20 protein-coding genes and 1 pseudogene are annotated in these 18,711 nt (G+C 72.2%); 11 read left to right on the top strand and 10 right to left on the bottom strand.

Annotation, left to right across the window (positions count from 1 at the left end; genetic code table 11):
* Positions 1-69, bottom strand: a pseudogene (locus AC0AIB_RS16175) (aconitase family protein); the annotation flags it as partial.
* A gap of 1 nt (position 70) precedes the next feature.
* The gene (locus AC0AIB_RS16170; protein ID WP_328339239.1) at positions 71-757 is read right to left on the bottom strand and encodes an IclR family transcriptional regulator; all 687 of its coding nucleotides are present in this window, start codon (positions 755-757) and stop codon (positions 71-73) included.
* Between the two features lie 49 nt (positions 758-806).
* On the opposite strand from AC0AIB_RS16170, the gene leuC reads away from it, so the two are divergent.
* From leuC to AC0AIB_RS16155, 3 genes are all read left to right on the top strand, one after another.
* Complete coding sequence (gene leuC, locus AC0AIB_RS16165) at positions 807-2,249, top strand: 3-isopropylmalate dehydratase large subunit (RefSeq protein WP_328339237.1); 1,443 nt, start codon at positions 807-809, stop codon at positions 2,247-2,249.
* Positions 2,250-2,264: 15 nt separating this feature from the next.
* A complete protein-coding gene (gene leuD / locus AC0AIB_RS16160) occupies positions 2,265-2,852 on the top strand; it encodes a 3-isopropylmalate dehydratase small subunit (protein ID WP_328339235.1) in 588 nt (195 codons plus the stop codon).
* A 172-nt stretch (positions 2,853-3,024) separates the two neighbouring features.
* Positions 3,025-3,756, top strand: a complete 732-nt coding sequence (locus tag AC0AIB_RS16155) for an HU family DNA-binding protein (RefSeq protein WP_328339233.1) — start codon at positions 3,025-3,027, stop codon at positions 3,754-3,756.
* A gap of 100 nt (positions 3,757-3,856) precedes the next feature.
* Here AC0AIB_RS16155 and AC0AIB_RS16150 read toward each other — a convergent pair whose 3' ends face one another.
* The 4 genes from AC0AIB_RS16150 to cofC form a co-directional block, all read right to left on the bottom strand.
* Entirely contained in the window at positions 3,857-4,741 is an 885-nt protein-coding gene (locus AC0AIB_RS16150) for an NUDIX hydrolase (RefSeq protein ID WP_328339231.1), read from the bottom strand.
* A gap of 70 nt (positions 4,742-4,811) precedes the next feature.
* Complete coding sequence (locus AC0AIB_RS16145) at positions 4,812-7,142, bottom strand: RNA degradosome polyphosphate kinase (RefSeq protein ID WP_442930496.1); 2,331 nt, start codon at positions 7,140-7,142, stop codon at positions 4,812-4,814.
* Positions 7,143-7,196: 54 nt separating this feature from the next.
* On the bottom strand, positions 7,197-7,394 hold the full coding sequence (locus AC0AIB_RS16140; RefSeq protein WP_328339230.1) for a cold-shock protein: 198 nt from the start codon (positions 7,392-7,394) through the stop codon (positions 7,197-7,199).
* Between the two features lie 83 nt (positions 7,395-7,477).
* Positions 7,478-8,143, bottom strand: coding sequence for a 2-phospho-L-lactate guanylyltransferase (gene cofC / locus AC0AIB_RS16135; protein ID WP_328339228.1), 666 nt, complete (start codon positions 8,141-8,143; stop codon positions 7,478-7,480).
* Positions 8,144-8,268: 125 nt separating this feature from the next.
* On the opposite strand from cofC, the gene AC0AIB_RS16130 reads away from it, so the two are divergent.
* The 5 genes from AC0AIB_RS16130 to AC0AIB_RS16110 all read left to right on the top strand — a co-directional run bounded on the left by AC0AIB_RS16130 (position 8,269) and on the right by AC0AIB_RS16110 (position 13,232).
* On the top strand, positions 8,269-8,994 hold the full coding sequence (locus tag AC0AIB_RS16130) for a lysophospholipid acyltransferase family protein (RefSeq protein WP_465096980.1): 726 nt from the start codon (positions 8,269-8,271) through the stop codon (positions 8,992-8,994).
* 37 nt (positions 8,995-9,031) lie between these two features.
* Entirely contained in the window at positions 9,032-10,039 is a 1,008-nt protein-coding gene (locus AC0AIB_RS16125; RefSeq protein WP_328339224.1) for an NAD(P)H-dependent glycerol-3-phosphate dehydrogenase, read from the top strand.
* Entirely contained in the window at positions 10,036-11,187 is a 1,152-nt protein-coding gene (locus AC0AIB_RS16120; RefSeq protein WP_328339222.1) for a cystathionine gamma-lyase, read from the top strand. The genes AC0AIB_RS16125 and AC0AIB_RS16120 overlap by 4 nt, the downstream gene beginning before the upstream one ends.
* A gap of 159 nt (positions 11,188-11,346) precedes the next feature.
* Positions 11,347-12,162 carry a putative protein N(5)-glutamine methyltransferase gene (locus AC0AIB_RS16115; RefSeq protein WP_465096979.1) on the top strand — a complete coding sequence of 272 codons (816 nt, stop codon included), beginning with the start codon at positions 11,347-11,349 and terminating at the stop codon, positions 12,160-12,162.
* 29 nt (positions 12,163-12,191) lie between these two features.
* Entirely contained in the window at positions 12,192-13,232 is a 1,041-nt protein-coding gene (locus tag AC0AIB_RS16110; RefSeq protein ID WP_465096978.1) for an ROK family protein, read from the top strand.
* A gap of 86 nt (positions 13,233-13,318) precedes the next feature.
* Here AC0AIB_RS16110 and AC0AIB_RS16105 read toward each other — a convergent pair whose 3' ends face one another.
* Together AC0AIB_RS16105 and AC0AIB_RS16100 are read right to left on the bottom strand one after the other, a co-directional pair.
* Complete coding sequence (locus AC0AIB_RS16105) at positions 13,319-13,519, bottom strand: DUF397 domain-containing protein (RefSeq protein ID WP_328339216.1); 201 nt, start codon at positions 13,517-13,519, stop codon at positions 13,319-13,321.
* Between the two features lie 7 nt (positions 13,520-13,526).
* Positions 13,527-14,372, bottom strand: a complete 846-nt coding sequence (locus AC0AIB_RS16100) for a helix-turn-helix domain-containing protein (RefSeq protein ID WP_465096977.1) — start codon at positions 14,370-14,372, stop codon at positions 13,527-13,529.
* Between the two features lie 253 nt (positions 14,373-14,625).
* On the opposite strand from AC0AIB_RS16100, the gene AC0AIB_RS16095 reads away from it, so the two are divergent.
* Together AC0AIB_RS16095 and AC0AIB_RS16090 are read left to right on the top strand one after the other, a co-directional pair.
* Positions 14,626-14,859: a hypothetical protein gene (locus AC0AIB_RS16095; RefSeq protein WP_328348898.1), complete on the top strand. Its 234-nt coding sequence runs from the start codon at positions 14,626-14,628 to the stop codon at positions 14,857-14,859.
* 150 nt (positions 14,860-15,009) lie between these two features.
* On the top strand, positions 15,010-16,110 hold the full coding sequence (locus AC0AIB_RS16090; RefSeq protein ID WP_465096976.1) for a D-alanine--D-alanine ligase family protein: 1,101 nt from the start codon (positions 15,010-15,012) through the stop codon (positions 16,108-16,110).
* A gap of 257 nt (positions 16,111-16,367) precedes the next feature.
* Here AC0AIB_RS16090 and AC0AIB_RS16085 read toward each other — a convergent pair whose 3' ends face one another.
* On the bottom strand, positions 16,368-17,009 hold the full coding sequence (locus AC0AIB_RS16085) for an RICIN domain-containing protein (RefSeq protein WP_442930493.1): 642 nt from the start codon (positions 17,007-17,009) through the stop codon (positions 16,368-16,370).
* A gap of 324 nt (positions 17,010-17,333) precedes the next feature.
* On the opposite strand from AC0AIB_RS16085, the gene AC0AIB_RS16080 reads away from it, so the two are divergent.
* Complete coding sequence (locus AC0AIB_RS16080) at positions 17,334-18,335, top strand: trypsin-like serine peptidase (protein ID WP_328339212.1); 1,002 nt, start codon at positions 17,334-17,336, stop codon at positions 18,333-18,335.
* A gap of 106 nt (positions 18,336-18,441) precedes the next feature.
* Here the strand turns inward: AC0AIB_RS16080 and AC0AIB_RS16075 are convergent, their stop codons facing one another.
* Positions 18,442-18,708, bottom strand: a complete 267-nt coding sequence (locus AC0AIB_RS16075; protein ID WP_465096975.1) for a hypothetical protein — start codon at positions 18,706-18,708, stop codon at positions 18,442-18,444.
* Between the last annotated feature and the right edge of the window lie 3 nt (positions 18,709-18,711).

The raw sequence follows: 18,711 nt of genomic DNA, 5'->3' as shown, positions 1-18,711 counted from the left end.
GGCCAACGCACCGAACGCGCCGTGGGTGGCGGTGTGCGAGTCGCCGCAGACGATCGTCATGCCGGGCTGGTCAGAGGCCGGAGAGGCGTTGGCCGGCGCGGACGACGGCCATGGCGTGGCGTTCGCCGGGGCGGCGGCCGAGGCGCTCGATCGGGCCGGAGATGCTGATCGAGGCGATCACCCGGCCGGTGCGGTCCCGGATCGGGGCGGAGACGCTCGCCACACCAGCTTCCCGTTCGGCGATGCTCTGCGCCCAGCCCCGGCGGCGTACCTCGGCGAGGGTGCGGCCGGTGAACTTGGACCGGGGCAGCAGCGGCATGACGGCCTCGGGTGGTTCCCAGGCGAGCAGGATCTGCGCCGCGGAGCCGGCCGTCATGGGCAGCACCGAGCCGACCGGCACGGTGTCCCGCAGGCCGCTGGCCCGTTCGGCGGCGGCCACGCAGACCCGTTCGTCGGCCCGGCGCAGGTAGAGCTGGGCGCTCTCCCCGGTGGCGTCGCGCAGTGCGGCCAGCAACGGCTCGGCGGCGGTCAGCAGGACGTCCGGGGCGGCGTTGGCCAGCTCTCCGAGCCGGGGCCCGGGCCGCCACCGCCCCTGGGTGTCCCGGACCAGCATCCGGTGGATCTCCAGTGCCTGGGCGAGCCGGTGCGCGGTGGCTCGGGGCAGCTTGGTGCGTTCAACGAGTTCGGCCAGGCTGGCACCGTCGACACAGGCGGCCAGGATGACCACCGCCTTGTCGAGGACGCCGACACCGCTCATACTGTGTCCCACAAGCCGAAACATACCTCCCAGAATTTAGGATGTCCAGATGGTGGGAGTCACTCAACCGAGGACCCTGGCCGAGAAGGTCTGGGACGCACACGTCGTACGGACCGCCCAGGGCGAGCCGGACCTGCTCTACATCGACCTGCACCTGCTGCACGAGGTGACCAGCCCGCAGGCGTTCGACGGGCTGCGACTGGCCGGCCGAGGGGTCCGTCGTCCCGACCTCACGCTCGCGACCGAGGATCACAACACCCCGACCGGGTACGACGATCCCTCGTTCCGGCTGCGCCGTGGCGACCTGCTGACGATCGCCGACCCGACGTCGCGTACCCAGATCGAGACGTTGCGCCGCAACTGCGCCGAGTTCGGCGTGCGCCTGCACCCCCTGGGCGACGAGAACCAGGGGATCGTGCACGTGATCGGTCCCCAGTTGGGCGTCACCCAGCCCGGCATGACGATCGTCTGCGGCGACTCGCACACCGCCACCCACGGCGCGTTCGGTGCGTTGGCCTTCGGCATCGGGACCAGTGAGGTCGAACACGTCCTGGCCACGCAGACCCTGCCGCAGGCCCGGCCGAAGACCATGGCGGTCAACGTCACCGGTCAGCTCGGCCCCGGCGTCACCGCCAAGGACCTGGTCCTCGCGCTGATCGCGCAGGTGGGCACGGGCGGCGGGCGTGGCCACATCGTGGAGTACCGGGGTGAGGCGATCCGGGCGCTGTCCATGGAGGGCCGGATGACGGTGGCGAACATGTCCATCGAGTGGGGCGCCAAGGCCGGCCTGATCGCGCCGGACGAGACGACCTTCGCGTACCTCAAGGGTCGGCCGCACGCGCCGGCCGGGGCCGACTGGGACGCGGCGCTCGCCTACTGGCGGACGCTGCCCACCGACGACGACGCGACCTTCGACGCCGAGGTGACCCTGGAGGCGGACCGGATCACCCCGTTCGTCACCTGGGGCACCAACCCCGGTCAGGGTGCGCCGCTCGGCGCGGCCGTGCCGGACCCGGAGGACTTCGCCACCGACGCCGAGCGGACCGCCGCGCGGCGGGCCCTGGAGTACATGGACCTCACCCCCGGCACCCCGCTGCGTGACCTCGCCGTCGACGTGGTCTTCGTCGGCTCCTGCACCAACGGCCGGCTGGAGGACCTGCGGGCCGCCGCCGACGTGCTGCGCGGCCAGCGGGTCGCCGACGGGGTACGGATGCTGGTGGTGCCCGGCTCCGCCGCCGTACGGGAGGCCGCCGAGGCCGAGGGGCTGGACAAGGTCTTCGCCGACGCCGGTGCGGAGTGGCGGTTCGCCGGCTGCTCGATGTGCCTCGGCATGAACCCGGACACGCTCAAGCCGGGCGAGCGTTCCGCCTCGACCTCCAACCGCAACTTCGAGGGCCGGCAGGGCCGGGGTGGGCGTACCCACCTGGTGTCGCCGCCGGTCGCCGCCGCCACCGCCGTGGCCGGCCGGCTCGCCGCCCCCGCCGACCTGTAGAAGGGCTGCCGAGAGATGGACAAGTTCACCACCCACACCGGCACCGCCGTGCCGCTGCGCAGATCCAATGTGGACACCGATCAGATCATCCCGGCCGTGTACCTCAAGCGGGTGACCCGGACGGGGTTCGCCGACGGCCTGTTCAGCGCGTGGCGGGAGGACCCGGCATTCGTGTTCAACGATCCCGCGTACTCCGGGGCCTCGATCCTCGTGGCCGGGCCGGAGTTCGGCACCGGGTCGTCCCGGGAGCATGCCGTCTGGGCGCTGCGCGACTGGGGTTTCCAGGCGGTGATCTCCCCCCGGTTCGGTGACATCTTCCGGGGCAACGCGCTCAAGGAAGGGCTCCTTCCGGTCGAGCTGGACCTGACTGCGGTCGAGCAGATCTGGGACCTGGTGGAGGCCGAGCCGACCACGCCGGTGACCGTCGACCTGGCCGCCCGCGAGGTCCGGGTCGGGGCGTCCACCTGGTCGTTCCCGCTCGACGACCACAGCCGTTGGCGGCTGATGGAGGGACTGGACGACATTGGACTAACCCTCCGGCACCTCGCCGACATCGAGGCGTACGAGGCGGGTCGGCCGTCGTTCACCCCCGCCGTGGCCTAGCCGTACGCCCGACCAGCGCACGGTTTTCGCCCCCACCGGTTCATCCGGTGGGGGCGAATCCGTTACGACACAAGGGCTTTTTTCCACCGAATGTTTGTGTCCAGGCAGCACAGGGCATACGGTGCGCGCAGAATGGCTCGCGTCGAGTCAGTTGCACAATCGGGAGGAATTCGTGAACAAGGCCGAGCTCATCGAGGCGCTCGCTGCTCGCCTGGGGGACCGGAAGTCGGCGACGGCGGCGCTCGACGCGGTCCTCGCCGAGGTCCAGGCGGCGGTCACCAAGGGCGACAAAGTGGCGATCACCGGATTCGGATCGTTCGAGAAGCGTGTCCGGGCGGCGCGAACAGCGCGCAACCCGCGTACCGGTGAGGCGGTGAAGGTCAAGAAGACATCTGTCCCGGCCTTCAAGCCGGGCGCCGGTTTCAAGGAGATGGTGGCCACCGGCAAGGTGCCGAAGACCGCCGCTCCGGCGAAGAAGACCACCACGGCGGCTGCCAAGGCCACCGGCACGAAGGCCACCGCAGCCAAGGCGACCGGCACCAAGGCGACCGGCACCAAGGCGACCGGGGCGAAGGCCACCGCAGCCAAGGCGACCGGCACCAAGGCCACCGCCGCCAAGGCGACCGGGGCGAAGGCCACCGGCACCAAGGCCACCGCCGCCAAGAAGACGACGGCGGCCGCGGCCAGGAAGACCACCGCGGCGAAGGCCACCAAGGCAGCCACCGCGACCAAGAAGACGGCTCCGGCGAAGAAGAGCGCCACGGCGACCAAGTCGACCACCGCCCGGAGCGCGGCGGCCAAGAAGACCACCGCTGCCAAGAGCACGGCGGCCAAGAAGACCACCGCTGCCAAGACCACCACGGCGAAGAAGGCACCGGCCAAGAAGGCCACCGCCAAGCGCTGATCTCCGGTACGACGGAAACGGGCGTCCACCCGACGGTGGACGTCCGTTTCCGTGTCATGCCACCCGTGCGCCCGATGCCGCAGCGCCTGCACCCGAAGTTTCAGAGGCGGTCGGCGGCGAGCAGCCGGTCGGCGGCGAAGGCGAGCAGCCAACCCCCACCCTTGGCGGTGGTGAAGTCGTCCCCCCGCCCGGTGAGCCGGGTCAACGCGCCCGGGATCACCTTGCCCTGGCTGCACACCCCGACCGTTGCCCCGGCGGCGGCCAGCTCGGCCAGCCGGCCGGCGGCGGCCAGCGCGCACTCGTCGACCTGCTGACCGGGCTGCGGCTCGTCGAAATCCCCGCACACCTCGATCGGCAGGTCGAGCAGGGCGGCCGTCGGGTCCAGGGTCTGCACGCAGCGGCGGGGCGAGGCCGACAGCAGCCGGACCGGCCGGACGAGGGCGACCAGCGGAGCCAGCGCCCGGGCCTGGGCGACCCCCTCGGCGTCCAATGGCCGGCCGGTGTCCGGCCCGGACCAGGTGGCCCGCCTGCCGGCGTGCGCGTGCCGCACCAGTGCCACGGTGCCGGTCACCTGTGGCAGCGCGGCGAACGCGGCAAGCACCTGCGCGTCGTGCGGGTAGCTGACCCGCCCGACCGCCGCGTCGACGTCGAGCCAGCACACGTCGTCGACCTCGGTGTCCGGCTGGAAACCGCCGGTGTCCACGGCCCGCATCGACCAGTAGTCGACCACCTTCGGCCGCCCCTCGCTGCGGTACCGCACGGTGGGCAGCCGGACCTGCGGCACCGCCCGTACGTCGGACTCCTCGGCCACCTCGCGGACGGCGGCCAGCAACGGATGCTCGCCGGGTTCCAGCTTGCCCTTGGGTAGCGACCAGTCGCCGTAGCGGGGCCGGTGCACCAGGCACACCTCTACCCCGCCGGGCCCGGACGGCCGCCAGGCCACCCCACCGGCCGCCCGGATGCCGTTCGGTTCCTCCTGCACCATCTGGTCACCCTACGTCCGAGGAATCCGCCGTGCCGGTCGCTCGTCCGCCTCGCCGGACCGCGCCCGCGGATCAGCCGGCGGAGCTGCCCACCCGGCGCAACAGCAGCTCCTGGAGGTCGTGCAGGGGCTCCTCGGCGGTGCCGGTACGCCGGGTCCAGCTGCCGTCCCCGGCCAGCTCGAACGCGTCCACCTCCGGGCTCATCGCGTACCCCATCACCTGGTCGAGTTCGGCGCGCGCCACCGGATCGCTCACCTGCACCAGCGCCTCCACCCGACGGTCGAGGTTGCGGTGCATCAGGTCGGCCGAACCCATCCAGAACTCGGCGTCGCCGTTGTTGCCGAACCGGAAGATCCGGGAGTGTTCCAGGAACCGGCCGAGGATCGAGCGGACCCGGATGTTCTCCGACAGCCCCGGCACCCCCGGCCGCAGCGTGCACATGCCCCGGATCAGCAGGTCCACGTGCACGCCGGCCCGCGACGCCCGGTAGAGCGCGTCGGTGATCTCCTCGTCGACGAGTGAGTTCACCTTGAACTGCACGAGCCCCGGCATGCCCAGCCGGACGTGTGCGATCTCCCGCTCGATCCGCTCGATCAGCCCGCTGCGGATGCCCTGCGGCGCGACCAGCAACCGTCGGTACGCGGTCTGCCGGCTGTAGCCGGTGAGCACGTTGAACAGGTCGGTGAGGTCGGCGCCGATCTCCGGGTCGGCGGTGAGCACACCGAAGTCCTCGTACAGCCGGGCGGTCTTGGGGTGGTAGTTGCCGGTGCCGATGTGGCAGTACCGGCGGATCTGGTTGCCCTCCTGGCGCACGACCAGCGCGGTCTTGCAGTGCGTCTTGAGCCCGACCAGGCCGTACACCACGTGGCAGCCGGCCCGTTCCAGGGTGCGCGCCCAGCCGATGTTGGCCACCTCGTCGAAGCGGGCCTTCAGCTCGACCAGCACCACCACCTGCTTGCCGGCGGCGGCGGCGTCGACGAGCGCGTCGACGATCGGGGAGTCCCCGCTGGTGCGGTAGAGGGTCTGCTTGATGGCCAGCACGTTCGGGTCGGCGGCGGCCTGCTCGACGAAGCGTTGCACGCTGGTGGCGAACGAGTGGTACGGGTGGTGCACCAGCACGTCGCCGTCGCGCAGGGTGGCGAAGACGCTGCGCGGCACCTCGCCCTCGGCCAGCCGGGGATGGGTGGCCGGCACGAACGGCTTGTCCTTCAGGTCGGGGCGGTCCGCCTCGCCGTAGAGCTGCCAGAGCGCCGACAGGTCCAGCAGACCGGGCACCCGCAGCACGTCGTGGCCGTCCATGTCCAGCTCGCGGACGAGCAGCTCCAGCATGTGGTCGGAGATGGAGGCGGCCACCTCCAGCCGGACCGGAGGGCCGAAGCGGCGTCGGGCCAGCTCCCGTTCCAGCGCCTGGAGCAGGTCCTCGTCGCGGTCCTCGTCGACCTCCACCTCGGCGTTGCGGGTGACCCGGAACAGGTGGCACTCGACCACCTGCATGCCGGAGAAGAGCTGCCCGAGGTGCACCGAGATGAGCTCCTCGACCGGCAGCATCCGCAGCCCCGGCTGGTCCCGGGCCACCCGGACGAAGCGGGGCACGTTGTTGGGCACCTTGACCCGGGCGAACAGCTCCGAGCCGCCGTCCGGGTCGCGCACCGCCACGGCCAGGTTCAGCGACCGCCCGGAGATGTACGGGAACGGGTGCGCCGGGTCCACCGCGAGGGGGGTGAGCACCGGGAAGATGTGCTCCCGGAAGTAGGTGCGCAGCCGTTCCCGCTCCGGGTCGTCCAGCTCCGCCCAGCGCAGGATCCGGATGTCCTCCCGGGCCAGCTTCGGCAGCAGGTCGTCGACGAAGCAGGCGGCCTGCCGGGCGACCAGACCGGCGGCGCACTCGGTGATCCGCTCCAACTGGGTACGCAGCGGCAGCCGGTCGCCACCGCGTACCGGCAGGCCGGCGGAGAGCCGGCGCTTGAGCCCGGCCACCCGCACCATGTAGAACTCGTCGAGGTTGCTGGCGAAGATGGCCAGGAACTTGGCCCGTTCCAGCAGCGGGGTGTGGGTGTCCTCGGCCAGCGCCAGCACCCGGCCGTTGAAGTCGAGCCAGGACAGCTCCCGGTTGAGGAACCGGTCGGCCGGCAGCGGCTCGACGGCGGACGGGCCGTCGGCGACAGCCGCCCCTTCGGCGGCGGACGCTTCGGCGGCGGTGGGCCGGTCGCCGGTGTCGAGCACCTCGTCGAGGCCGGCGGAGGCCCCGGCGGCGCTGGCGCCGGGGGAGTCGGGCGCGGTGGCGACGACGTCCTCGGGTGCGCGGCGGGTGCGGGTACCGCTGCGGCGGCGGGTGCCGTTGCGGGAGCCGGTCGGGTCGGTGGCGGCGGACGGGCTGGTGGGGTGCTCGCGAGGGGTGCTCACCCGCTCATAATCACCCGATTCCGGTTAACGCAAAATGAACTTGGCCCGGGTTGTTCAGGCCATGGTCGGCAACGTCACCCTCACGACCCCGCCGTCCGGATCCGTTTCCACCTTGAGCCGCTGGCCGAGGCGGAGCAGGCGCAGCCCGGAGGCGTCGAACGCGCGGGCCGGGAAGGCCAGCTCGGTGCCGTCGTCGAGGAGCAGCACGCCGGTGCGGGTCTGCGCGTCGAAGGTCGCCACGGTGCCCTGCATGCCAGCACCGTACACCTGTGGTTCCGCCGGGGTGGCCGCTCGGTCCGGGCCCGCCGGCGGTTCAGTCGGGGCCGCCGGGCGGTTCAGTCGGGCCGGGCGGGGCCCGCCGGGACGACGCCGGTCAGCGCGCCGGTGGCCGGGCCGAGGCCGAGCCGGGCCGCGTCGACCAGGTCGGCGGCGGTGTCCACGTCGCGCCGCAGGCTCGGCCAGGAGCCGACCAGCGGCACCGCCCCGGAGCCCAGGTGGGCCGCGGCGGAGTCGACCCCGAACCGGGGGTCCAGCGGCACCCCGGGCGGCGCGGCGAGCAGCGCGGTGCCGGTGCCGGGGGCGTCGGCCACGAACCGGCGTACCCCCGGTGGGCCGGTGACGACCGCGTGCAGTGCGGCGGCCAGCTCGGTCGGGCGCAGCGCCGGCAGGTCGGCGGTGAGGGCGGCCACCCAGGTCCGTTCGTCACCGTCGGCGACCGCCGTGTCGACGCCGAGCCGCAGGGCCGCGTTCAACCCGGCGTCCGGCCGCTCCGGCACCACCCGGGCGCCCGCCGCGCCGGTGGTCGCCGCCACCCGCGGATCCGCGGTGACCACGAGCACCTCGGCCACCGCCGGGCAGGCCAGCGCCGCACCGACCGTGTCGGCCACCAGGGCCAACGCCAGCTCCTCATGCGGTACGACCGGCAGCGCCCCCCGCAGCCGGCTCTTCGCCGCCCGGAGCCGCTTCACCGGCACCACCACCACCCACCTCGCCTGGCCCACGTCGACAATCCTGCCAGCGCCGACGGCGGTACCCTCACTGGCCGTACCCGGGACGAGCAGGCATGATTTCGCTGCGGGCGCGCGACGGTGGGGTGTGGCACGCGGACGGGGCGAGGGGAGGCACGGTGACACGGCGCAGGCTCGGTTTCTGGCGACGGTTCGCGGTGGCGCTGGTCAAGCCCGTGATGCTGGTCTGGACCCGGCGCACCTGGCACGGGGCCGAGCGGCTGGGCACCGACGGCGGCGTCATCATCGTCCCCAACCACCTGTCGCACGCCGACCCGCTGGTCTGCGCGCACTTCGTCTACGACGCCGGCCGGTGGCCGCAGTTCCTCGGCAAGGCGAGCGTGTTCCGGGTCCCGGTGGTCGGTTACATCCTGCACCGGTGCCGGCAGATCCCGGTGGAACGGGAGACCTCCACCGCCGTCAGGTCGCTGGACCGGCTGGTCGCCGCGCTGGACGCGGGCGGCGCGGTGGTCGTCTATCCGGAGGGCACCATCACCCGCGAGCCGCAGCTGTGGCCGATGAAGGGCAAGACCGGGGCGGCCCGGCTGGCGCTGGCCACCGGCGCGCCGGTTGTCCCGGTGGCGATGTGGGGGCCGGAACGGCTCTTCGACCCACGTACCGGCCGGGTGGGCCTGCGGCCCCGGACCCCGGTGACGGTGGTGGCCGGTCCGCCTGTCGACCTGAGCCGGTGGGCGGGGGCGACCCCCAGCCGGGTGGTGCTGGACGAGATGACCGACCAGATCATGGTGACCCTGCGTGACCTGCTCGCCGGTATCCGGGGTGGGACACCACCGCCGCTGTGGGAACGTACCGCCCGTCCGCACAATCCCGAGGTGACCGAATGAGCGAGTGGATCGACTGCGACGCAGGGACGGCAGGGGCATGAACGGTCACGTGGCGGTGCTGGGGGCGGGCTCCTGGGGGACGGCGTTCGCCAAGATCCTCGCCGACGCCGGTCGGGAGGTGACGATCCTGGCCCGGCGGGAGCAGGTCGCCGAGGCGATCCGTGCCCACCGGCGCAACCCCGACTACCTGCCGGAGCTGCGGCTGCCCGACCGGGTCACCGCGACCGGCGACCCGGCCAAGGCGATCTCCGGCGCGGAGCTGGTGGTGCTGTCGGTGCCGTCGCAGACGTTGCGCGGCAACCTCGCCGAGTGGGCCGGGCACCTCGCCCCGGACGCCACCCTGGTCTCCCTGATGAAGGGGATCGAGCTGGGCACCACCCGACGGATGAGCGAGGTGATCGTGGAGACCGCCCGGGTCACCCCGGACCGGGTGGTGGTGGTCTCCGGCCCCAACCTGGCCCCCGAGATCGCCGTCGAGCAGCCGGCCGCGACGGTGGTCGCCGGCACCGACGCCCGCCGCACCGAGCTGGTGCAGCAGTCGATCCGCACCCCGTACTTCCGGCCGTACACCAACGACGACGTGATCGGCTGCGAGCTGGGCGGGGCGGTCAAGAACGTGATCGCCCTGTCGTACGGGATCGCCACCGCGATGGGCTTCGGCGACAACACCCGGGCCATGCTGATGACCCGGGGGCTGGCCGAGACCGCCCGGCTGGGGGTGGCGCTCGGCGCCGACCCGATCACCTTCGCCGGCCTGGCCGGGATGGGTGACCTGGTGGCCTCCTGCTCGTCGCCGCTGGCCCGCAACCGCACCTTCGGCGAGCACCTGGGCCGGGGGGAGACCCTGGAACAGGCCCAGGCGGCCACCCGGCAGACCGCCGAGGGCGTGAAGAGCTGCCTGGCCATCCGGGACCTGGCCCGCGCGCACGGGGTGGAGATGCCGATCACCGAGCAGATCGAGCGGATCTGCCACGAGGGGATGGACCCGAGGCTGGCCGTGGAGACCCTGATGAGCCGTACCGCCAAGCCGGAGTCGTACGAGTGAGCGGCCGACCGGGGACCACGCCGCACTGGCACGACGGCACCCGGTGCGTGCACGCCGGGCTGCCCGCACCGGAGCCGGGGCAGCCGTTCCTGCCCGGCCCGGTGTTCGCCGCGCCGTACCACCTCGACCCCCGGCAGGGGCCGGCCGCGACCCCGAACGGCTACGGCCGCCCGGACAACCCGACCCGGCGGCTACTGGAGTCGGCCATCGGCGAGTTGGAGGGGGGCGACTGCCGGGCCTTCGCCTCCGGGCAGGCGGCCATCACCGGGGTGCTGCTGGCGGTGCTGCGCCCCGGCGACACCGTGCTGCTCCCCGCCGACGGCTACTTCCCGATCCGGGCGTTCGCGACCGCCACCCTGGCCGGGATGGGGGTACGGGTCGGCTTCGTGCCCACCGCCGGGCCGTACCCGTCGTTCGACGGGGTGCGGCTGGTGCTGCTGGAGACCCCGGCGAACCCGGGCCTGGACGTGGCCGACATCGCCGTACTGGCCGAGGCGGCACACGCGGCCGGCGCGCTGCTGGCGGTGGACAACACCACCGCCACCCCGCTCGGTCAGCGCCCGCTGGACCTCGGCGCGGACCTGGTGGTCGCCTCCGGCACCAAGGCGCTGACCGGCCACTCGGATCTGCTGCTCGGCTACGTCGCGTCCCGGTCGGCGGAGCTGCTGGAGACGGTCACCGGGTGGCGGACCACCACCGGCGCGGTGCCCGGGGCGTTCGACGCCTGGCTGGCGCACCGCTCGCTGGCCACCCTCGACCTGCGGCTGGCCCGGCAGAGCGCCAACGCGGCGGCGCTTGCCGAACTGCTCGCCGGTCGGGCCGACGTGACCGGGCTGCGTTGGCCGGGGCGGCCGGAGGACCCGGCTTACCCGGTGGCGTCGCGGCAGTTGCGGCGGATGCCCGGGGTGCTCTCGTTCGACCTCGGCGACGCCGACCGGGTGGCCCGGTTCGTCGCCGCGTCCCGGCTGGTCGCCGCCGCCACCTCGTTCGGCGGCGTGCACACCAGCGCCGACCGGCGGGCGCAGTGGGGCGACGACACCGCCCCCGGCTTCGTACGGCTCTCCTGCGGGGTGGAGGACACCGTCGACCTGGTCGCCGACGTGGCCGCGGCACTGGACAGCGCGGGGGCGGCCGGTCCGCTATCGTGATGCCGGCCCGCACGGGCCCCGACCCGAGGAGGTGAGTCCGATCCGTCAGACATCAGGACCGGCGCTCCCCGTCGAGTCCCCGTCGCTGCGGTAACGGAGTCCCCGTCGCCGTGACAGCGACGGTGGGAGCGTCGACGTGCGTTCCCGAAAGGCAGCACCATGGCATCCGATCCGTTCCACCACGACCACACCGCTCTCGTCGCCCGGCTGCGTGCCGCCGGCTGTGTCTACGCCGAGGACGAGGCCGCGCTGATCAGCGCCGCCGCCGGCTCGCCGCGGGAACTGGCCGCTTTCACCGACCGCCGGATCGCCGGCGAACCGTTGGAACACCTGCTCGGCTGGGCCGAGTTCTGCGGCCGACGGATCGCTGTCGACCCGGGGGTGTTCGTACCCCGGGCGCGCACCGGGCTGCTGGTGGAGGCCGCCGCGTCGGTCGCCGGGCCGGCGCCGGCGCTTGTCGACCTCTGCTGCGGGTCGGGCGCGATAAGCGTCGCGTTGGCCGACCGGCTCGCCCCGCGCTGGCTCGCCGCCGTCGACGTGGACCCGGCCGCCGTCGCCTGCGCCCGCCGCAACCTGGCCGGCCGGGACGCCACAGTGCTGCAGGGCGACCTGTACGACCCGCTGCCGCCCGACTGGCGGGGCCGGCTGGACGTGGTGGTGGCGAACGCCCCGTACGTGCCCACCCCGGCGGTGGCGCTGATGCCGGCGGAGGCCCGGCTGCACGAGGCGCCGGTGGCGCTGGACGGTGGTGCCGACGGGCTGGCCGTGCTGCGTCGGGTGGCCGCCGGGGCGGTCGACTGGCTGCGGCCCGGCGGTCACCTGGTGGTGGAGGTCAGCACCGGGCAGATCGAGGCGCTGTGTGCGGCGATGACCGGGCTGGGCCTGGTGCCGACGGTGCTGTACGCCGAGGAGTGGGACGCCACAGGCGTCCTCGCCCGCCGTCCGGGCGTGACGGGCGGCGGGAACGGGAACTAACCTCGCATCAGGCGTGGCGGAGGTGGCGGATGGGTGGCGCGGACGTACCGGTGGTGGTCGGCCTCGACAACGGTGGCACCAGCAACAACGCCACCGTGCTCAGCCTGGACGACCGGCTCCTGGTGGACGGGCTGGTGGAGATCCCCAGCGAGGTGACCGCAGGGCCGCAGGCGGCGATCGAGGCGCTGGCCCGCGCCTTCGACGGGGTGCTGACCCACACCGGCGTGCGCCGTGAGCTGGTCCGGGCGGTGGGGTTGGACACCCCCGGCCCGGCCAGCGCCACCGGCGTCATCTCGTCCCGGGGTTCGACGAACTTCGCCCAGCCGGCCTGGCACGGCTTCGACGTGCGGGGCGCGCTGGAGCGGCGGCTCGGCCTCCCGGTGGTCTACCACAACGACGGCAACGCCGCCGCGCTCTACGCCCACCACGTCCACTTCGGAGCGGATGCGGTCACCCGGTCCTCGGTGGCGGCGATCGTCGGCACCGGGCTCGGCGGCGGGGTGGTGGTCGACGGCCGAGTGGTCACCGGGGCGGCCGGGATGGCCGGCGAGTTCGGCCACGTGCACATCCCGATGGGCGGGCTGCTCGCCCCCGGCCAGCCGGAACCGCGGTGCGCCTGCGGTTTCGTCGGCGACGCGGAGAGCGTCGCCTCGTTGACCGCGATCGGGCGCAACCTGCTGCCGTACTGGCTGTCCCGGTATCCCGGGCACCCACTGGCCCAGGAGCCGCCCGCGCGGGCCGCCAAGCTGCTCCGGGGGTACGCCGAGCAGGGTGACCCGCTGGCCCGGGAGGTCTTCGCCCAGCAGGCGGCGGCGCTCGGCCTGTTGTTCACCATCGCGGCGAACTTCACCGACCCGCACGCGTACTTCGTCGGTGGTGGGGTGGTGGAGGCGACGCCGGAGTTCCGGGACTGGTTCCTCGACACCGTCCGCGCGCACACCGTGCTCCGGGCGGAGCAGGCCGCGCTGGCCACCTTCGCCCTGGTCCCGGACCGGGACATGGCCGGGGCACGCGGGGCCGCCATCGCCGCCGCCGAATCGGTACGCCCCGACGCCACCCGGGGTGACTGACCCGCCCGGCTGGCCCACTGACCCGACCCGCTGGCCGGACGCGCCCGCCCCCGCAGCGCGTCGGTGCACTGCGGGGGCGGGCGGGGTCAGCGGCGCGGCGGGGCGGCGGCGAAGGCGGCCCAGGCGGCGGGTGGGAAGAGCAGCACCGGGCCGGTCGGGTCCTTGGAGTCGCGGATCGCGACCCGGCCCGGCAGCGGGGCCAGCTCGACGCAGGCCCCCTCGTCCCCGCTGCGGCTGCTCTTTCGCCAGGCGGTCCTGGACAGGGCCGCGCTGATCGTCGGTGTCATCGGTCTCCTACCGTCCCTTCACCAGTTGCAGAAGCAGGTCGCGGCTGTCCGCCGGGCTGAGCGCCACGGTCCGCAGGTGTTCCATGATCTTGGTGCAGGTACGCAGGTCGCCCGGCCGGTCCAGGACCATCTGACCGGCGACGGTCTCCACCGAGGCGATCAGCGGGTCCTCCGGGTCGGCGAACTCCAGGATGTGCAGCGAGCCCCGGGTGCCCCGGTGGTAGCCGGCGGAGAGCGGGATCACCTGGACGGTGATGTTCGGCAGCTCCGACGTCTTGAGCAGGTGGCTGAGCTGCGCCCCCATCACCGTGTGGTCACCCACCGGGCGCAGCAGCGCGCCCTCGTCGATGATCGCGTCGAGAATCGGTGGTTCGGCGGCGGTGATCCGTTGTTGCCGGTCCAGGCGGAGCTTGACCCGCTGCTCGACCTGCTCGTCGGTGAGGGTGTGCGGGCCGCCCCGCATCACGCCCCGGATGTAGTCGGCGGTCTGGAGGAGCCCCGGCACGATCGACGGTTCGAAGTTGGCGATGCCGGTGGCCTCGGCCTCCAGGGCGATGAAGTCGATCGTGCGTTTGTCCAACAGGTGTGAGTAGGGCACCCACCAGCCGGGCTTGCGGGTGTCCTTGGCGAGCTGGACCGCCGCGGCGATCTCCTCGGGCCGTACCCCGTAGAGGCTGAGCAGCGCGCGGACGGTGGCCGGGTTGACCAGGGTCTGCGCGTTCTCGTAGCGGCTGAGCGTGCTGCGGGTGCTGTTGATCTCGTCGGCGGCGGCCTCCAGGGTGAGGCCGGCGGCTTCCCGGTGGGTGCGCAGGGCGATGCCCAGGCGGCGAGCCCGAGCGGTCTTCGGTGCCATACGTTGATGGTGACACACGTCGATGGGAATCAGTGCATGAGAGAAGGTCGATGAGAGTTGCATTCATGCATGTCCACATGGCACTCTGTGACTACGTCCTCACCAACGGTTGTCGTGGCGACGGCGATGGTGAGTGACCGGAGGGGATGAGGCGCGTGGCGATCGGGTTTACTCCCCCGTTCCCGATCGTCACGCGCCGCCGCCGCCATCCGTCTGGAAGGGACTTCGGACTGTGAGAGGCCTGATGACGGCGATGACCCGGTTCCTGGTGGTGCTCAGTGACGTCCGGCCCATGGAGACGGAGGGACGCGACGAGCGGTCCTGTCCCGAGCGGCGCCGCCAGGTGGTGGGTGCCAACAGCAGGGAGGCTGCCGACCGGATCGCCGGGGCGTTCATGGCGCTGGGCATGGTCCGGGCCGGGCGACAGCGGGTGAAGGTGATCGCCGTCGGTCGGCGACGCCGCGTCCTGCCGCCCGGACGGGGCTGACCGTCACGTACCGTATCGGGGTGGATGACCGTTTGCGAGGGTGACTCGCGTCCTGCCGGGTATCCCCATCGGCGCGTCGCCACCCACAGTAAGGTCAGTCGGGTGAGCGCAGCTGACGGCTCCGCAGTCGCGTATCGAGAGGTGACCCGAGTGACCACCCCAGGCAAGACCCGCGTGGCGATCGTCTTCGGCGGACGCAGCCCCGAGCACGGCATCTCCTGCGTCAGCGCCGGCAGCGTGCTCGGCGCGCTGGACCCCGACGAGTACGACGTGGTGCCGGTCGGCATCACCCGGCAGGGCCGGTGGGTGCTGACCAGCGGGGAACCGGGCGAGTTGGCGATCCGGGCGCGCAAGCTCCCGGAGGTCACCGCCGGGGCCGGCGTCGAGGTGGTGCTCCGGGCCGACCCGACCGCCGGTGGCCTGCTGGTGCTCGACCCGACCGAGGGCCCCCGGGCGCTCGCCGACGTCGACGTGGTCTTCCCGGTGCTGCACGGCGCGTACGGCGAGGACGGCACCATCCAGGGCATGCTGGAGATGGCCGACATCCCCTACGTCGGCGCGAACGTCTTCGCCTCCGCCGCCGCTATGGACAAGGAGTTCACCAAGAAGCTCTGCGCCGTCGAGGGCATCCCGGTCGGGCCGTACGCGGTGCTGCGCAACGGGGTGACCCTGAGCGAGGCCGACAAGCAGCGGCTGGGGCTGCCGGTCTTCGTCAAGCCGTCCCGGGCCGGCTCGTCGTTCGGCATCACCCGGGTCGACGACTGGGCACAGCTGGACGCCGCCGTCGCCACCGCCCGTGAGATCGACACCAAGGTGCTGGTCGAGGCCGCGATCGTCGGCCGGGAGATCGAGTGCGGTGTGCTGGAGGGTGAGGCCGGCGGGGCGCCCGAGGCGTCAGTGCTGGCCGAGGTCCGGATGGTCGGCGACCGCGAGTGGTACGACTTCGAGGCCAAGTACCTCTTCGCCGACGAGGTCTGCGAGTACGACGTCCCCGCCGGCCTGCCCGACCGGGTCACCCGCCAGGTCCAGGAGTACGCCACCCGCGCGTTCACCGCGCTGGACTGCGCCGGCCTGGCCCGGGTCGACTTCTTCGTCACCCCCGACCTGGACGTCTACCTCAACGAGATCAACACGATGCCCGGGTTCACCCCGACGTCGATGTTCCCCCGGATGTGGGCGGCCAGCGGCCTGGAGTACCCGAAGCTTGTCAACCGGCTGATCCGGACGGCCCTCGGCTCCGGTTCGCGCTGACCTCCGCGCCGGCGGTGGCCGGCCCTTCCGCAGACCGGCGTCCGGGCGTGGTCCCGACGCCGGTTCCGCCGATGTGGCGGTATCCCCGCACCTCGGATACCGCCACATCGGCGGAACGTCGCCTTGTCGGCGGCCGGACAGCTGGCCCGACTAGTGGGCAAGGGAACGCCGCTGGGGCAGCTCCACGTCGTCCAGGTCCAGGGCCGGCCCGCGACCGGCCCGCCTGGCCCGACACCGCGAACGTCATGGTCATGGCACTAGTTGACAACCCACTTCGCGTAATCGCCCGCCCCACTCGGAGGCGGGGATGGAGACGAAGAGGGAGACGGAGACGGAGACGACGAGGGGGAGGGGGGCGGGCTTCCACCCTCATTCAGGCACGACATCAGGACGACGATCGTCCCAGGCGTCGGGCTGTTCCCGTAGATGGAGAGACACCAGCCGCCTGACAGGCCGCTCAGCAATCTGCCGCCATTGGTGAGAGTCCACTGCTGGTTGGGGTTAGTGGAACCGCAGGTCCAGTCGAGCACGGAAGTTCCGTTGGCGGTCACGCCATTCAGGACATCGACACATCGTTGCGGATCGGCTTGGGAGGAAAGAGTGCCAGCGTTCCCAGCGCTGAAAGCCCAGCTCATAGGCTTCCCGCCTTGGGTGCATGGCATGACGACCAGCGGCGCCCCATCGATCGTGTTGCCGTTGTAGAGCGTGAGACACAATCCGGAGTCTGGATTCTTGAGCTGGTAGTAGTTGGCGTTGACACCCGCTTTCGTGTCATTCCGACCGGGAGCTTCCAGTTGCGCCGTCGCGCCGGCGGCCGGCCATACCAGAAGACTCAGCGCGAGAAGGGCGGCCCCGAATCCTGCCGTGAGGGCACGGCGATCACGATGGAGATGAATCATACGGTGATCCATTCGTAGACGTGAATACTCTTCGTTAGTATCCGGACGCGGGCGGGAGATTGCAATACCCGTTCGGCCATTGCATCGATCACCGCTCCTCCTCCTGGTCGCCTGGCGATCTTTCCAGGCAGGGCCCGACCACGGGTGGGTCGAGTTGGGTCGGGGCCCGCAGCGGCATTTCCCATTGGTGGGAAAAGTGGCGTCGGTGATGGCGGTCGCGGCCGGGTGGCACGGATTCCTGACAATGTCCGGCGTTGTGATCAATAGAATCAATTCAATATGCTGCCGGAGCTTGGATGGTGTGAGGGGCATTAGGAGGTCCTCTTGAAATCCGCTCTGCGTTGGACTGTGAGTGCCGGTGCGGCATTTACCCTGATCCTGACCGGTGCGCCGGCAGCCGAGGCGAATTCGACAACTGTCGCCCAGAAAGGAAACATCACCGCGATTGCCCGTACCCTGGACGGCCGGGCCATCACCAACGAGAAAATCGCCAAGGAGGTCGCCGACTTCTGGACCCCGGCGCGCATGGCGTCCGCCGTCGACCTGGACTTCCCGAAGTCGGCGTCCGCCACCCAGTCGACCGGCCGCGCGCCGAGGCCGACCGGGCCTGCCGGTTCGGTCGCGCCGGTGACGCCGCGCATCGCCGGCGGCCCCAGCACGCTGCTGAACGAGGCGGTGACCGTGGGCAAGGTCTACTTCACCGTCCCCGGCGGCGGCACCGCCTCCTGCTCGGCCAGCACTGTCGCCAGCGCCAAGCGGCGGCTGGTGGTGACCGCCGGCCACTGCGTCCACCAGGGCGCCGGCGGTGGGTGGTACACCAACTGGCAGTTCGTCCCCCGGTACCGCAACGGCGTCCGGCCGTTCGGCACCTTCGTGGCGTACACCCTCTCCACCCGTGGCGCGTGGGCCAGCTCGTCGAGCTACGCCGAGGACATGGGCATCGCGGTGATGTCCAACGGCGGCATCTACAACGCCAAGGTCGTCGACACCGTCGGCGGCAACGGCCTGCGCTGGAACTGGGGCTACAGCGTCGCTGTCACCGCCCTCGGCTACCCGTCCAACCTCGGCGGCGGTGAGAGCCAGCAATACTGCCAGGGCACGACCTGGGACGCGGGCGGCCAGCAGATCCGGATGAGCTGCAACATGACCTACGGTTCCAGCGGCGGACCCTGGTTGCAGGAATACAACGACTCGATCGGTGCCGGATACATCAACAGCACCGTCAGCCACGGCGACAATCCGGGTAACGGGCAATTCGACGGCCCGTACTACGACGACGACATCAAGAGCCTGTACGACTACGCGGAAGCCGGCTCTCCCGCGTAATTCCCTCCCCCGACAGTGCCCTGGCCGCCGGCCAGGGCACTGTCGTGCCTTCCCGTCGTGGAAATGCGCGCCGGGTGTCGGGAAATTGTCAGGACCCGCGCCGGATCTAGTTGGGCGTCGTGCGCAGGGGAGGTCGCTGGGTGGCGCGCTGCGGGGGTGGCTGCCCATGGGCAGCCGGCCGCACCCCGGCGCGCTGCACGAAGATGCTCCGCCGGACCACCGCCCGGTCCCGGGCGTCGAGCTGATAGACATCCAGCCAGACCCACCCGTCGTACGTCGGCCGGTCGTCGATCCGGATCAGCCGGCACCGGATCGGGCGGATGAACTGCACACTGGCGGCCCTGGTGATCAGCAGCAGGTCGCCGGGCTTCACGGC

Source organism: Micromonospora sp. DSM 43699 (assembly GCF_055517075.1).
The sequence above is the reverse complement of the archived record's forward strand: the minus strand, read 5'-3'. Positions and strand labels throughout refer to the sequence as shown.

Excerpts from the sequence above, each read along its gene's own strand:
- AC0AIB_RS16100 (WP_465096977.1), bottom strand. The coding sequence starts at position 14,372 with ATGGCACCGAAGACCGCTCGGGCTCGCCGCCTGGGCATCGCCCTGCGC.
- AC0AIB_RS16085 (WP_442930493.1), bottom strand. The coding sequence starts at position 17,009 with ATGATTCATCTCCATCGTGATCGCCGTGCCCTCACGGCAGGATTCGGG.
- AC0AIB_RS16125 (WP_328339224.1), top strand. The coding sequence starts at position 9,032 with ATGAACGGTCACGTGGCGGTGCTGGGGGCGGGCTCCTGGGGGACGGCG.
- AC0AIB_RS16170 (WP_328339239.1), bottom strand. The coding sequence starts at position 757 with ATGAGCGGTGTCGGCGTCCTCGACAAGGCGGTGGTCATCCTGGCCGCC.
- AC0AIB_RS16115 (WP_465096979.1), top strand. The coding sequence starts at position 11,347 with ATGGCATCCGATCCGTTCCACCACGACCACACCGCTCTCGTCGCCCGG.
- leuD (WP_328339235.1), top strand. The coding sequence starts at position 2,265 with ATGGACAAGTTCACCACCCACACCGGCACCGCCGTGCCGCTGCGCAGA.
- AC0AIB_RS16095 (WP_328348898.1), top strand. The coding sequence starts at position 14,626 with ATGACCCGGTTCCTGGTGGTGCTCAGTGACGTCCGGCCCATGGAGACG.
- AC0AIB_RS16105 (WP_328339216.1), bottom strand. The coding sequence starts at position 13,519 with ATGACACCGACGATCAGCGCGGCCCTGTCCAGGACCGCCTGGCGAAAG.
- AC0AIB_RS16140 (WP_328339230.1), bottom strand. The coding sequence starts at position 7,394 with ATGCAGGGCACCGTGGCGACCTTCGACGCGCAGACCCGCACCGGCGTG.
- leuC (WP_328339237.1), top strand. The coding sequence starts at position 807 with ATGGTGGGAGTCACTCAACCGAGGACCCTGGCCGAGAAGGTCTGGGAC.
- AC0AIB_RS16110 (WP_465096978.1), top strand. The coding sequence starts at position 12,192 with ATGGGTGGCGCGGACGTACCGGTGGTGGTCGGCCTCGACAACGGTGGC.
- AC0AIB_RS16150 (WP_328339231.1), bottom strand. The coding sequence starts at position 4,741 with ATGGTGCAGGAGGAACCGAACGGCATCCGGGCGGCCGGTGGGGTGGCC.